Annotated in this window: 15 protein-coding genes; 9 read left to right on the forward strand and 6 right to left on the reverse strand. The window is 35.7% G+C overall.

Going from position 1 to position 14,152, the window contains the following annotated elements; genetic code table 11:
• Window positions 1–142: 142 nt before the first annotated feature.
• Window positions 143–1,120, forward strand: coding sequence for a polyprenyl synthetase family protein (locus DPQ89_RS06425; protein WP_164848284.1), 978 nt, complete (start codon window positions 143–145; stop codon window positions 1,118–1,120).
• Here DPQ89_RS06425 and DPQ89_RS06430 read toward each other — a convergent pair.
• From DPQ89_RS06430 to DPQ89_RS06440, 3 genes are all read right to left on the reverse strand, one after another.
• Entirely contained in the window at window positions 1,117–1,587 is a 471-nt protein-coding gene (locus tag DPQ89_RS06430) for a hypothetical protein (protein WP_127716096.1), read from the reverse strand. The two genes, DPQ89_RS06425 and DPQ89_RS06430, sit on opposite strands and share 4 nt — an antisense overlap.
• Entirely contained in the window at window positions 1,557–2,879 is a 1,323-nt protein-coding gene (locus DPQ89_RS06435) for an aminopeptidase P N-terminal domain-containing protein (RefSeq protein WP_127716097.1), read from the reverse strand. Before DPQ89_RS06435 ends, DPQ89_RS06430 begins: the two co-directional genes overlap by 31 nt.
• A gap of 97 nt (window positions 2,880–2,976) precedes the next feature.
• A complete protein-coding gene (locus DPQ89_RS06440; protein ID WP_127716098.1) occupies window positions 2,977–3,594 on the reverse strand; it encodes a hypothetical protein in 618 nt (205 codons plus the stop codon).
• A gap of 330 nt (window positions 3,595–3,924) precedes the next feature.
• Between DPQ89_RS06440 and DPQ89_RS06445 the strand changes: the two genes are divergently transcribed.
• The 4 genes from DPQ89_RS06445 to DPQ89_RS06455 all read left to right on the forward strand — a co-directional run bounded on the left by DPQ89_RS06445 (window position 3,925) and on the right by DPQ89_RS06455 (window position 6,670).
• Entirely contained in the window at window positions 3,925–4,137 is a 213-nt protein-coding gene (locus DPQ89_RS06445) for a hypothetical protein (RefSeq protein WP_127716099.1), read from the forward strand.
• Between the two features lies 1 nt (window position 4,138).
• On the forward strand, window positions 4,139–4,312 hold the full coding sequence (locus DPQ89_RS18465; RefSeq protein WP_164848285.1) for a hypothetical protein: 174 nt from the start codon (window positions 4,139–4,141) through the stop codon (window positions 4,310–4,312).
• A gap of 101 nt (window positions 4,313–4,413) precedes the next feature.
• Window positions 4,414–5,892, forward strand: coding sequence for a carboxypeptidase M32 (locus tag DPQ89_RS06450; RefSeq protein ID WP_127716100.1), 1,479 nt, complete (start codon window positions 4,414–4,416; stop codon window positions 5,890–5,892).
• A gap of 58 nt (window positions 5,893–5,950) precedes the next feature.
• The gene (locus DPQ89_RS06455; RefSeq protein ID WP_127716101.1) at window positions 5,951–6,670 is read left to right on the forward strand and encodes an ABC transporter substrate-binding protein; all 720 of its coding nucleotides are present in this window, start codon (window positions 5,951–5,953) and stop codon (window positions 6,668–6,670) included.
• 10 nt (window positions 6,671–6,680) lie between these two features.
• Here the strand turns inward: DPQ89_RS06455 and DPQ89_RS06460 are convergent, their stop codons facing one another.
• Window positions 6,681–7,034: a helix-turn-helix domain-containing protein gene (locus DPQ89_RS06460; protein ID WP_127716102.1), complete on the reverse strand. Its 354-nt coding sequence runs from the start codon at window positions 7,032–7,034 to the stop codon at window positions 6,681–6,683.
• Window positions 7,035–7,158: 124 nt separating this feature from the next.
• Between DPQ89_RS06460 and DPQ89_RS06465 the strand changes: the two genes are divergently transcribed.
• The 3 genes from DPQ89_RS06465 (at window position 7,159) to DPQ89_RS06475 (ending at window position 9,614) form a co-directional block, all read left to right on the forward strand.
• Complete coding sequence (locus DPQ89_RS06465) at window positions 7,159–8,196, forward strand: alkene reductase (protein WP_127716103.1); 1,038 nt, start codon at window positions 7,159–7,161, stop codon at window positions 8,194–8,196.
• Window positions 8,197–8,284: 88 nt separating this feature from the next.
• On the forward strand, window positions 8,285–8,842 hold the full coding sequence (locus tag DPQ89_RS06470; protein ID WP_127716104.1) for a hypothetical protein: 558 nt from the start codon (window positions 8,285–8,287) through the stop codon (window positions 8,840–8,842).
• A gap of 4 nt (window positions 8,843–8,846) precedes the next feature.
• Window positions 8,847–9,614 carry a matrixin family metalloprotease gene (locus tag DPQ89_RS06475; RefSeq protein ID WP_127716105.1) on the forward strand — a complete coding sequence of 256 codons (768 nt, stop codon included), beginning with the start codon at window positions 8,847–8,849 and terminating at the stop codon, window positions 9,612–9,614.
• A gap of 2 nt (window positions 9,615–9,616) precedes the next feature.
• On the opposite strand, the gene lysS is transcribed toward DPQ89_RS06475, so the two are convergent.
• The gene (gene lysS, locus DPQ89_RS06480) at window positions 9,617–11,203 is read right to left on the reverse strand and encodes a lysine--tRNA ligase (protein WP_127716106.1); all 1,587 of its coding nucleotides are present in this window, start codon (window positions 11,201–11,203) and stop codon (window positions 9,617–9,619) included.
• A 227-nt stretch (window positions 11,204–11,430) separates the two neighbouring features.
• Here lysS and DPQ89_RS18745 point away from each other — a divergent pair, with 227 nt between their 5' ends.
• Window positions 11,431–11,565, forward strand: a complete 135-nt coding sequence (locus DPQ89_RS18745; RefSeq protein ID WP_255411304.1) for a hypothetical protein — start codon at window positions 11,431–11,433, stop codon at window positions 11,563–11,565.
• On the opposite strand, the gene DPQ89_RS06485 is transcribed toward DPQ89_RS18745, so the two are convergent.
• Complete coding sequence (locus tag DPQ89_RS06485; RefSeq protein ID WP_127716107.1) at window positions 11,566–14,034, reverse strand: hypothetical protein; 2,469 nt, start codon at window positions 14,032–14,034, stop codon at window positions 11,566–11,568.
• Between the last annotated feature and the right edge of the window lie 118 nt (window positions 14,035–14,152).

The following is a 14,152-nucleotide window of genomic DNA, read 5'->3' on the forward strand; positions in this document are numbered from 1 at the left end:
GTGCCTAATGTTGCAAGTATTGTCTAAAAAAATTGGTAATGGCCACACGCAACAACTTGATCATTTCTTCAGAATGGGGTTTTTTATTTTACAATGAGGTGCTAGGCCGTTAAAAATGCATCAAAAAAACCATAAAAATAATATGTTACAAGATTTTTTATCGACAATTCCATTGAAGACTCTAAAGCATGTCAAAGACATGGATTTAAATATATCTTCCCCTAACTGTAATAAGGCCATTAATGATCTATTGCAAAATAGTGTTCTTGTTGGTGGGAAGAGGTTACGTCCACTTTTAACTTATTTAGTAGGTAGCTTGTTTGGACAAGACTTCTCAAAAGTCGCTCCTTATGCAAAATCCATTGAGCTCGTTCACGCGGCTAGTTTAAGCCACGATGATGTTATAGATAACGCAACGACTAGAAGAAATGTTGCTTCGATCAATATACAGGCCTCTAATAAGAAAGCAGTACTTGCAGGTGATTATTTACTAGCAGATGTTATTGTTGGATTGACACAGGCCGGAAATTTAGAGCTAGTGGGTGAGATGGCAAAGGTTATTCAAGACCTTGCTGTGGGTGAGTGGATTCAGTCAGATGCTATTGAAAATAGAGACTATACAAGTGAACTTATCGAGACAATTGCAATAAAGAAGACTGCTTCAGTAATGAGCTGGTGTTGTTTTTCTCCTGCTATCTTGGCCGGACATAGCGCAGAGGTTGTAGAGAAAGCTAGGCAGATGGGAATTGATCTTGGTATTGCTTTTCAATTAATGGATGACACATTAGATTTTAGTGAATCCTCTCAAAAAGATGCTAATTTAGACCTTGAAAATGGGCTTGTTAATGCGGTTCTCTTCCAATGGCTTCAACTTAATCCTTCTCTTAATGAAAAGTACAAAGCAGGTGAAGGTTTAATTTCTATATATAATGGTGAGAAAATTGACAAGGCCGTTGAGATAGTCAAGCAAACGGCCATGAGTCATATTAATAGCGCTCGTTCTCTTCTAGATGAGATTCAGTCAGATATCTGTTCTAATGAAAAAGAAGTTAAGGCCTTTGAAAAGAACAAGAAGCCTATTTTATATATCTTTGATTATCTAACACAACGTAGACATTAAGATCTTTTTATACAATGAGGTAGAAGATTGAAGACATCTTGTATTGCTCTTCTACACCTTTCATTTCCTTTTGGTGTGTGCCGAGGAAATGCTCTTTTTGAACTCTGCTCAAAAGAGATATCATCATCATTCATTGCACGGTCAACTTTTGACTTCTTAAGGACTAATTCAGCAGAACAGTCTTTGAATAGGTTCTCACCAGATCGTTGCCAGCTAAATTTTAAGTGAAAGTCTCCTGCAATAATCTTCCTATCTTCTTTGAGCATACTTGCTTGATACTTTCTCTCTTTTAAAAGAGAGAGTACAAGCTCTTTGTACTTTAAATCTTCTTCAGACTTAAAGGTATCCCAAACTTTTACTCTGCAAGTACCATGGTTAATCTTGTAGTATATTCTTTCTGACTTTGCACTGACGTGAGTGCAAAGTGCAAAAGCAACTATAAGAATTGTTCGTAATTTTCTTCGCATGCTTTTTCTACCTCTTTAACTTCTTTAGGGATCATTGCTGTTAAGTTTTCATGGGAGCTTTCTGTGATTAAAATATCATCTTCAATTCTAACGGCCATACCTCTTAGTTCACTTGGAATATCTAAATTATCTGGTTGAAAGTAGAGACCTGGCTCAACTGTAAAGAGCATGCCTTCTTTAAATGTAATTGGGCGAAAGTCATCGTCCATATATGGATTTTGATCGTGAACATCCATTCCTAACCAATGGCTTGTTCCATGAGGGTAGAATTCTTTATAGAGATTTTTTTCAACAATCTCATCAATACTTTGCTTGAATATTTTTAAATCTCTTAGTCCTTGGGACAATGACTTTACTGATTCCATGTGAACTTCTTCAAGGGTGTGCCCTGGAGAACATTTGGAGAAGCTATTTTTCATGGCCTCAAGAACAATTTCGTAAACTTCTTTTTGAATCCCTGTGTACTTACCATTTATTGGGAAAGTTCTTGTTACATCACTTGCGTAAGTATCAAACTCACTTCCAGCATCGATTAAGAGCATGTCTCCGTCAGCTAGCTGCATGTTATTTTGAACGTAATGTAGAATCGTTCCATTTACTCCACCTGCTACAATTGATTCATAAGCACTTGAGTGAGCTCCATTTTGTCTAAAGACATATTCCATTAAGTTGAAAATTTCAGCCTCGTTGGCGCCCACTTTCGCTTTTGCCATTGCGGCCCGGTGTGCTCTATTAGTTGCATGAGCTGCTTTTTTCATTTTTAGAATTTCATTTTGATCTTTAATGAGTCGTTGTTGCTCAATAAGAGAGCTGACGTGACGAAATGCTTTAGGAGTAGGTGTCTTTAATCTACCTCTTGGATCAAGATCCATGCATATTTTTCTAACCTTCATAAGAAGTTCTGTCTCATTGAATAGGTCTAAAAATACTTCGCGGTGTCCTTTTAAAAGCTCAGGCAAAACTTTTTGAAAATCGTCAATTGAATAACACTCGTCCATATCAAAAACTTCTTTTGACTTCTCTGGACCAAGACGTCTGCCAGACCAAATTTCCATAAGTCTATCATTTGGCCTAACGAAGAGGTGATCTTTCTTTTCAAGGTGAGGTGTTAGAACAAGTATCGCATCTGGTTCGTTGCAACCAGTAAGATATTTAAAATTAGAGTTTTGTCTAAAAGTGAACTCTGTGTCGTTAGATCTTGTCTTGTATCCAGCCGCTGGTATGATGGCGACTCCATCTTTTAATTTTGATAGAGTTGTGTATCTTCTATTTTTAAAATTAGTGTTTTCCATTCGTATTTCTCCTAATCAATATATTGTAGGAGAAATATCTCTTTAGATCAAAAAAAAGGGCCTAAAAGGCCCTTTATTTATTAAAAATATACTAGTTTTATCTCTGTGAGCAGTATTGTCTACGAACTACATTTCTTTCACATTGTCTCATGGCCTTTTGACATGCTTTTGCTTGAACGCCACTACCTCTTTGACCTTGTGCTGAAGCGATGTGAGTCTCAACAACTCCTCTTCTTCCCATTCTATCAACTGAACAAGTCTTAGTAACTTCTCTTCCAGGATTAGAATATCTACTTTGAACACAACGTGCATGAAGATTACGTCCTGATCTATTTCTTGATACTAATTCTCTATAGCAAGCGTCATTTGCAGCAACACAAGCTCTTCTTGAAAATGTTTCAATTACTCTTCCGTTTCTTGTAACTAGATCAAATGAACATTGATTTCTTCCATTGTCTCCGCCTCTTCTTCCTTCTAGTTTACAGTTGAAGTTTGCATTATAGTCATACCTTCTTCTTTCTCTTAGTTCTTGCCTACACTCTTTCATTGATTCATCACAAGCTGCTCTTTCGCTGTAGTAATCATAGTTTGTAAAAGTTCTAACGATATAGTCATATCCTCTTTCATTTCTTTCAAGAACAGCTGTACAAGAATCTGCTTGAGCTGAAGTTGTTATTGCCATTAATGCCATAAGTGCGAATACCATTTTTTTCATTTTTCTCTCCCTCTTTGGTGGTTGCTTAATACTGTTTTCGCTAAATAAATAAAAAGTGGCAAATAAGCTTTGAAAGAAATTAAAAAAAAGTGCTAAATGTAATACTTTTTTGTGAAATGTAAGTTTTTACAAAATTTGTGAATGAGCGTTTTTTTATAAGTTGTTGATTTTATTGCTGGTGTCAAAGTGCGCATAGGGTCAGTTTGGAAAAAATACGAATTTACACAAAATTGACAAGGCCTTAACTCTGCTTGGACAACCTTCGCCGATACTTATTTTAGAATGATTACAGAGCTTATGAAAGCTTTGAAACTCTAAAGGAGAGTCGTTATGGAAAATGTATTAATCTTAGGAAATAAAGTTTTTTACATGCCAGCAATTAATGAAAGTTCACTTGAAAAAAGACCAAAGAAGTCAGTTTCTTCTGATAATAAAGACTATCTAGAGCTACAAAGACATTGGTCTCAAAGCGAAGAAGATCTAAAGAAGGAAAAAGAAATTTTTCAAAATATTCTTGGAGAGGAAATCTCCAAAGGAGCTTAACATGAACAATTTAAAGTTTATTCTTAATAAGTTTTTTAAATATACAGTAGCTAGGGAAGGGAAATTATATAAAACAAGGCAAGATGCCAGCAAAGGACACTGGAATTTCGATGATACAGGACTTTGCCATGAAGATAATATGTTAAGAGCTAATCTTAATAAGCAGTCTTGCTAAAGAAGAAGGCCTCGCAATTGTCGAGGCCTTTTCTTTTTCTATCCTAGTAGTCAATACTTGCTCTAGATGGTAAAAATTAACATCATAAATTTGGAGCAATAATGAAATCATATAATAAATTAGTCGCATTAAATGAAAAGTTACATAATTTGGCCCATCTTGGATCTATTGTAAGTTGGGATCAACAAACCATGATGCCTGCAGGATCTAACGATGCTAGGTCAAAGGCCATGGCAGAGTTTGGTGTCTTAATGCATCAACTTTCAACTGATCCTAAAATTGGTGATAATCTAGAGCTCGCTGCTAATGAAGATTTAGATAGTAATCAAAGAGCAACTTTAAGAGAGATGAGAAGAAGCTATGAAATGGCAACCATCTTACCTGAAAAATTAGTAAAGGCTAAGTCTCTTGCAGGTTCTAAGTGTGAGCACGCTTGGCGTGATCAAAGAGGTAAGAACGATTGGAGTGGCTTCTTAGATAACTTTAAAGAGGTTGTTTCTCTCTCAAGAGAAGAAGCTAATTTGAGAGCGGACAAGTCAGGACTAACTCCTTATGATGCCTTGGTTGATCTTTATGAACCTGGTATGACTTCAAAGACTTTAGACAGTATTTTTAATGATGTTAAAAGTTGGCTTCCTAAGTTAATTGAAGACGTTGTTGAAAAACAAAAGTCTATTAATATCATTGAACCAGTAGGGCCTTTTAGTGTCGAGAGTCAAAAAGAATTAGGTTTAAAAGTTATGGCCAAGCTTGGTTTTGACTTTAATAAAGGAAGAGTTGATATTTCTTCACATCCTTTTTGCGGAGGAGTTAGTGAAGATATAAGAATGACCACTCGCTATGATGAGTCTGATTTTGTACAGTCTCTAATGGGGATTGTTCATGAAACAGGTCACGCTAGATATGAACAAAATTTGCCAAAAGATTTCCTGGCCCTTCCATCTGGTTCAGCTCGCTCAATGGGAATTCACGAGAGTCAGAGTCTTTTTTTTGAAATGCAGATTGGAAGAGGTAGGCCATTTCTTGAGTCTATTCATAAAGACTTAATTGATTGTTTTGGAGACAAAGATTTCTTCTCGTTAGACAACCTTGTTAAAATTTATGGCAGAGTTCAACCTGGTTTTATTCGCGTTGACGCTGATGAAGTTACCTATCCAGCTCATGTGATTCTTCGCTATGAAATTGAGAGAGATCTGATAAATGGAAAGATAGAGGCCTCTGATATCCCTGATATCTGGAACGATTTAATGATGAAGTATTTAGGAATTGATACTAAAGGGAATTTCTCTCAGGGACCTATGCAAGATATACATTGGACAGATGGAGCATTCGGGTATTTTCCTTCCTATACTTTAGGAGCAATGTATGCTGCTCAACAATTCAATACTGTAGAGAAACTAAACCCTTCTATTCATGACTCAATTGCTCGTGGAGACTACAGTGCTGCATTTGATTGGCTGAAGAAAAATATATGGGAAAAGGGTAGTTTATTAACCACGAATGAGCTCATTGTGCAGGCGACTGGCGAAGAGCTTAACCCTAAGTTTTTGAAAGATCATCTTGTATCAAGATATCTATAATTTTATTTTTGTTAGTAAAATCTCTTGCTCTAAGCAAAAATACTTTTAAAATAGAATAGTGAAAGCTTTAGTCTTATCCTTTATTCTTTCTGTTTTATTTTGTCTGCAAGTTAGCGCCAAGCAACCTCCTGTCGTGATAAAGGTAGGGACTGTGGCCATTGCTAAGAAATGGTCTGATATCTATAGCGAAGTATCTCGTCTCATTCTCGAAAAAGCGCAGCTTAAGTCTCGCATAATGGTAACTCCTTATTTAAGAGTAAAGAACGGCCTAGAGGATGGTACGATTCATATGAGTATTATGTTTAGGTCCGCTGACGTAGATACTTACACTGTAGCGATTGGGAAAGTTAGGGAAAAAAAGATCGTCGTTTTGGGAAAGAGAGGAAATCATTTTAACTCTTTATCAAGTTTACATGGGAAGACTGTAGCGACTCAAAGAGGTACTCACTATGATGCTGACTTTGATAAGGATGATAAAATCTTAAAACAGTCTTCTAATAGTTACGAACAAAATATTCTTCTTGTTTTAAAAGGCCGTGTTGATGGTGTGATTGGTGACTATCAAAGTATCTTAACTGTTGCAAAAGGTTTGGGACATTCTCCAAGTGATTTTGATAGACCGTTAGTTCTAAGCCGTAAAAGTTCTTGGCTATTATTATCAAGCTCTAGTGTAACTCCTGAGTTACGAAAAAAGATTGAGATTGCCTACCAGAGCGTATTGAATTCTGGACAAATAGAGAAGCTAATTAATACTTATCCATCATGGTTAAAAGATTAGCTCGTAATTCTTAATCTAGTTTTGATCCCCAGTCACATAATTGATCAAGAATAGGTGAAAGCTCTTTTGCAAGCTCAGTCGGTGAGTATTCTACTTTGGGTGGAATTTCTGGATAAACTTTTCTCGTAACGAGTCCATCTCTTTCGAGCTCTCTTAACTGTTGAGTCAGCATTTTTTGAGTAATTTTTGGAATGCTCTTTTTTATTTCTCCAAACCTTAAGGTTTTCTCTCTAAGTATGTAGAGAACAATAACTTTCCATTTTCCGCCGATAACACTTAGGGCCTTTGTTATTGGGCAATCAAATATATCTTTTTCACTAGTATTAGTTTCACAATTTGATCTTTTAGAAGACTTCTTGGTCATAGTTCCCTCGAGGATACAGTGTTTCAAAATAGTGCGTACTTGTAAATTTTGGAAAAATCTTTAGTATGCTTTTATACCTAAGTATCTTTTGGATACTATCATACTTTACTATACTGGAGAACCTATGAAATTACTTGAAAAATATAAGCTAAATTCTACAATTGAAATGCAAAATCGAATAGTTATGGCACCACTAACGAGATGTTTTGCTACTGATGAGCTCGTTCCAACACAACTTATGGCCGATTACTATGAGAAAAGGGCCGATGCTGGTTTGATAATTACTGAAGCGACAATAGTCACTAAAGGTGGTCAGGGATATCCAAATACACCAGGGCTGTTTTCCAAGGAGCAAGGCGATGGCTGGAAGCTTGTAACTGATAAGGTTCACAAAAGAGGTGGGAAAATATTTGCTCAGTTGTGGCATGTGGGGCGTGTGAGCCACTCTATTTATTTAAATGGAAACGCTCCTGTGGCCCCTTCGGCAGTTCTGCTCGCAGGAAGAGTTCCAAGGGCAGAAGATTTAGAGTACCCAATGCCTAGAGCTCTAGAAATTTCAGAGATAGAAACAATTATTCAAGAATTTAAACAGGCCGCGATTAATGCCATTGAAGCAGGGTTTGATGGGGTTGAGATTCATGGTGCTAATGGATACTTAATTGATCAATTCCTTCATCAACATACTAATCTTAGGGATGACCAATACGGAGGTAGTGTCGCAAATAGAGCTAGGTTTGCTTTACAAATTATCGATGAGACGATTAAGGCCATTGGTTCACATAGAGTGGGAATTCGTTTATCGCCAGCTGCTTATTTCAATATGGAATATGTCAAAGGTGATGAAGATACTTTCGATTTTCTATTGGAGATGATTAATGACAAGAATATGGCCTATGTCCATGTCGGAATATTCGATGACACCGCAAGCTTTGATTACCTTGGTGGAACTGTAAGTGAATATATTAGATCAAAGTACAAAGGCGTTCTTATTGCTTCAGGTGGAAAAACGAGTGAAGTTGCCGAACAAGATCTTCACTTAAATAAGTATGACTTAGTTGCCATTGGGAGGCCATTTATTGCAAACCCTGACTATGTAAGTCGTGTTAGGTCTAATAGTTCTTTAGTGGACTATAATGAATCAATGTTAACTTCATTAGTGTAATAGTTAAGAGTTTTATACCGGAATATAGGGGTGCGCGTCTTTTAAAAAAATGAGTTTGCTTTGATCCTTTAAAGAAGGAGCTTTATAAATGATCAAACTTTTTTTTGTAGGCCTACTATCTCTATATTCTATTAACTCTTATAGCTTGGTTGGAGTAGGTGGTTATGTTCCTTTTGGTATGAGCACACAAAGTGAATCTGATGGATCAAGAAGAACCTTCTCTTTTGAGCCTTATGTCTATGCTAATACAATCTTGTCAGCTCCCTATAATCATCTATTCTTACCTGAGGTTGGACTGGTTATTCATACAGCTGAGAAGTTTGACGACTATAGTAAGTCCACAATATTCTTGCTCTTAGATGTTGGGTACAAATTTACACCTGCATTGATTTTAAGGTATGGGCTAGGTTTGTTTAGAACTTCGATCAGCTCTGATGGTGGCGCTGTTATATTAAATAATGGCTCTGGAACTTCAACATTTTATAAAGCGAGTGATTCTTCAACTAGTTATAATACAACTTGGAATCTAGGGCTTGAACATTCATTTAACTCAAATTATTCTTTAAAGTTTCAGACATATCTGTTTGAACCAATTTCTTCTCAAAGAGATATTAGTTATTCTCTTTCAATTTCTTATTATAGGTAAAATTATGAAGGCCATTGCAGTATTTATTATTTGTATGAGTTGTTTTAATTCTAATGCATTTACTCTTGTCTCTAGTCCTCCTACAAAGTTTCCGGTGATGGAAGTAGTAGTTAATGTATCTAGTGACAGTTGTTCAGGAGCTGGTATTACGAATGAAGGTCTACTTGATTTAGTCGAAACAGCGGCCAATGATTTTTGGAATAGTGTCACAACAAGTGCACTAGTTCTTAAAAGAGGTACTCTTGTGTCGACAACATTGAATGGAGTAACCTCTATAGGAGCTGCGGCCTCTCAGACTACAGCAAATACCATTATAGTTGGATGTTCTACAAATACGACTTTATTTCCAACTCCTGGGAGTGATAACACTCTTGGTGTAGGAGGAATTGGATCTTACTCAAGTGGAGTAAAGGGTGCCTTTCTCGTGAATGCTAATGGTAATTTTGTGAATCAAGGACAAACTGAGCGCTTAGCTGTCATCGCACATGAGCTTGGTCATGCTTTAGGTCTAGGTCATTCGTCTGACCCTATTGCTCTAATGTACTACTCTGTCAGTTCTAAAACACAAGAGAGATTAACTATGGATGATAAGGATGGCCTAACTTATCTCTACCCGAACGAAGATGCTATTGCTGCTAGTTGTGGGAGTGTCTCATACAGTGGCGATAATGGAGGAGGCCCTAGCAGTTTATTGCTAACTCTTCTTGGATTTTTATTACTCATGAGATTCGCTCGTTTTGACAAAAAAAATGCCTCCATAATGGAGGCATAAAACTATTTAAATAGTTGTAGAACTCTGTCTTTACCAATGGTTCGAATGAAGCCTGCTAATTTAGGTCCTTTCTCTTTGCAGATTAACTTTTGGTACATAACAGGAAATACATCATTTGGCTGAACTTCAACGGCATGAATGATTTCATACATCTTTTCATGAAGTTCTTTGTCTGTTGATATTGAATCCCAATCACTTTCCATAAAGCTAGTAAACTTATTCATAAATTCTTTTTGCTTATCATCAACAGAGTATTCTACTGCAGATTTATTAATCTGAAATTTAAACTCTTCTGGAGCATAGTTTTCAAGCCAAAATAGTGCACATGTACTTCTTTCGTTAAAGCGCCTCTGATCACGTTGTGTTTTGATTTCATCTTTGTAATAGTTTCTTGCTTGATCAATATTTCCGTCATTAATTTGTAAGATATTGCAAAGATGTCTAAAAGACGGCTGAAACGGACACTGCTCTGGTTGCTCGCTAATTTGAGAGAGTTCATAAACTCTCTTGGCCATATTTACTTTCTTTTCGTTACCGGCCTCTAGACCATATGCAAGTCTTTCTTGTCTGTCGAAGTCTTCGTAAGTTTTTAGTACATCTAGGTCAAAGCTAACAGCGAAGTCTACGTTAGACTTGTATGAAGCAAAAATCCATCTGACCATTTCTGGCTCATAGACTTTTAAAATATCATTTACAGTGATTAGATTTCCACTTGAAGAAGACATCTTCCCACCAGCGCCTTTAATAGATACGAAGTCATATTGTAGGTAGACTGGAGTCTCTCCACCAAATAACTTCACGATCTCTTTAGCTGTTGTATATGAACCACCTTGCGAAGAGTGATCTTTACCACCTGGCTCAAAGTCTACGTTTTCATATACCCAACGCATAGGCCAATCAACTCGCCAAGGAAGCTTTACCTTGTCAGTTGTCATTAGGTCTATCTCGCCTGTGTAGTCATGTTTCTTATGCTTATATGTAATTTTACTAACACCATCCCAACCAGTTATTTCTGTTTCATCAGTCTTATACTTTTCACAGTAAACACTGATCGGGTAGTATTCGTCTCCGTATGGTGTACTTCTATATTCATTTAAAATTTTTGCAATATCAGCTTTCATGTTAAGAGCTTTCTTGATTTCTTCTTTGTAATCACCTGCTCTATATTTCTTTGCTTGATAAATTGGTTGAACTTCAACTCCAACTTTTCCAAGTTGTGCTTCGAAGCTTTGTTCGTGGTGGGCCGCATAAGACTCAGCTTCATCAAAAGGATCTGGTGTATCAACGATGGGTTGAAATAAATATGCTTCTAGTTCATCTTGTTTTGGAAGATTTTTTGGAACCTTTCTAAAAGTGTCATAATCATCCCAGCTGAAAATAAATCTTACTTTTTTTCCTCTTGCTCTTAGAGCGCGAGCAACGAAATCAACTGTGATTACTTCTCGGAAGTTTCCAAAGTGTACAACACCAGAAGGAGTGATTCCACTTGCTACTGTGTACTCTTCTTTGTCGCCTCTTTGTCTGATTATTCTGTCTGCAGTAAAATCTGCCCAATGAACTAATGTATTTTGATTCTTGTCTTGACTCATTTTGTCAAAATCCTTTTTCTACAAATTGTTAACTATTGCGAGCTAGATTAGCATTATCTCTTCAATGCGTTAAGTAAAATGTCTATAAATATGTGTGTTTAAAGGCCTAATTAGTGTTAACTCACATTGACCTAATGGGTTAGATTTGCTTAAATTCCTCTCAAGGGGGCCTGGCCATGATTATACATTTTATATTAAGACTGATTTTTTTCTACTGTTTATTTGTAGTGATTAAAGCAATTTTAAAGAAATTTATGGTAACTCAGGCACCTGCGCAAAAGAGTCATCACGCAAGGACATCTCAGGCTCGACCATCAGATGTATTTGAGGCCGAGTATAAAGTTGTTAATGAAGAGAAATAACTAGATTTTGTAATCTAGGATGATTCTTGCTACGGGGGTTATTCTTTCGTGGGAAATGAGATCTAGAACTAGCTTTCCATTTTGTACTCGCAAAAACCATTGCTCAATTCCAATATTAGTATCATGCTGATTTAAGACCTCACCATTTGAGTTATAAAAAAGTGAGAATGTTGAGTGTTTATCTATCGGAGAGTCTTTGTAATAGCTACTTAAGTCAAAAGGTTCTATACCAACTAATTTGTAAACACCTTTTACATTGTCAGTTTGCCACGGTCTGAGGGTACTTTGGAATTTCTCTCTTTGAATTTTTGATCTAAGTTCACTTATAGAAATATTTCCTATGATTAAGTTGAAATCTTTTGAAGTAAGGTTAATAGTCAATTTGTCATCCTTTTCACTTTTAGCAATATTGGCCTTAGTAAAAGAATAGACATTTGAAAAGTCATACTTAACTCTATATTTTTCATTTTTTAATAAAGCTTGATCATACTCTGTAGTTTCAACAGGTGAGGACTTTCTATTTTGCCCAACGTAGACACCGTCCACCTCAAACTTGCTTAGATGAACCTGATACTTTATCAAGTCTTCATAATAGAAAAAGTTAATAGGAACAATTGAACAGGTTTTCTTTTCCCAATATTTTAGACTATTGCTTAAGTAATGAGGCTTCGGTGGGAAGAAGTGTTTTGGAGGTCCTAACTTTTTAAGCTCTTTATCATTGCAAGGAGTTTTTACGTAAATAATAGGTGTTTTAAAACTATTGTACCCGGACTTCTTTCTGGTTTCTGATGGAAATTGATCATATTCAATACGGCCCAAGTCGTACTTAAATTTGACCTCTTTAAAGTTCACCTCTTTATCAAGATAATCGTTTTTGATTTTTTCTATGGAACAATTGTCTGTAGCTTTTGAAAATGATCCAATAGATTTCCAGCTGTATTCATCTTCTTTAAAATTTGACCATAGTGAAACAGTGAAGTCTTTCAGGTTGAATCCAAAATTAGAGATTAGTTTTCCTTGATCGTAGAATTTAGACATTCTTTCTTCAGTGTAATATGGTGTTTGATCTAAAATAGAGTTTACAACACTGACTGGAACATGAAAGTTAGACTTTATTATACCTGGCCATTCAAATTCAAAGTTACCTGCACCTCTACAGTTGTTTGTGATGATAAACTCCTCAAGAGGGAATCTCCTATTATCCCTTTCAAAAAGAATCTTATCAACTTGTAACTCAGAGAAGTTATTTCTTTTAAAGACGAAAGATTTTCTTTCATATTCACTAAGATGTCTTTTTACTCTTTGAGTGCAACTAGAAATATTTTTCTTTGATTTTTGCCAATATATAGATTTAAAGTTAAAAGGGCCTACCTTTATTAGCTTATCAAAGTCCATGGATTTGAAGTAGAAGAAGAACTGATTGGTCTCATTGATCTTGGTAAGCTCTACTTGTGTTAATACTTTCTTGTTAATATATTTATTGATTTTAATGGAGTCTTTGTCATCAGCTAGCTTAGAGTGGTCAATGTCCATATTAGCTAAAGAAACTTCATCTATACTGACTTGATCTACATAAGCGAGATTTCCTTTTTCTTCCTTTGCTCCCGAGAAATTAAAAGATGAAATAATGCTTTCTAGAACACTTTTGGAATGATTTTCTAAATTAAGTGATCTATCTAGTAGAACTTCGTATAGGTTATCTCTATTGAGATAATCTGAAAATTTTTCGATGATAGAAATGTCATTCTTCTTCTTTAATATAGATTCAATAATTAGAACAGCAATACTATCTTTTAGAGCATCTAGCTCTTTTGGCCAATCCTTGGGAGAGTTGGTTAGGTCTACATAATTTCTTAGCGCAGGAATGTTTAATTTTCTATCAGCTACCTTTTGGCACATTAAGGATTCATTTATAAAAGCACTATTTAAAACATATATTATTCTAGTTGGTATTAGAAATTTTTCACTATATTCAATATAGTAGTTTGAACTATTTATTGCTTTAAGACTTTTAGGAAGTGTTTCACTCTTGTGTGCAAAGAGGTTATTATTTAGAAGTTCTATTGTGATATTTGGAAAAAAGGAATTCTTTGAATTTTTTAAAATCGGAGAAACTTCTAAGCGCTGTAAACTTTTGTGGTTATAACGAATCTGAAAATTTGGATCTTTTAGCTTAAGCTTATTACTTAGTTCTATTAAGTTAATTCTCTTTAGGCCAGTGCTCTCGTCGCTCCAGTACCAAGACCCTTTATTGAAAAATTTCTTGGAATTTTCGGTCTCTATATAGAAGGTGGATAAGTCCCTACCTTTATTTTTGATTACGTGTTGATTCTTGGAAAATGCACCTAACTCTCCATTTTTATTGAGAGTGTTCTCGCAAGTAAAGCTTTGAAGTGCGTAGATTCCTTTTGTGCTGATAATTAATAGTAACATGCTGATAATACGGCAATAGCCCATTCTTCTAGTCACTGTAATCTCCTATTAATTTTGTTTTCAATCAATAATAACTGTTCGTATTTAAACGAGAAAGGGGAAAAAAATAACCACCCGTATTAGGTTAGTATCGATAAATTTAATCTAATGTTAA

Origin of the sequence: Halobacteriovorax sp. HLS (assembly GCF_004006665.1) — a bacterium.
GTDB lineage: Bacteria > Bdellovibrionota > Bacteriovoracia > Bacteriovoracales > Bacteriovoracaceae > Halobacteriovorax.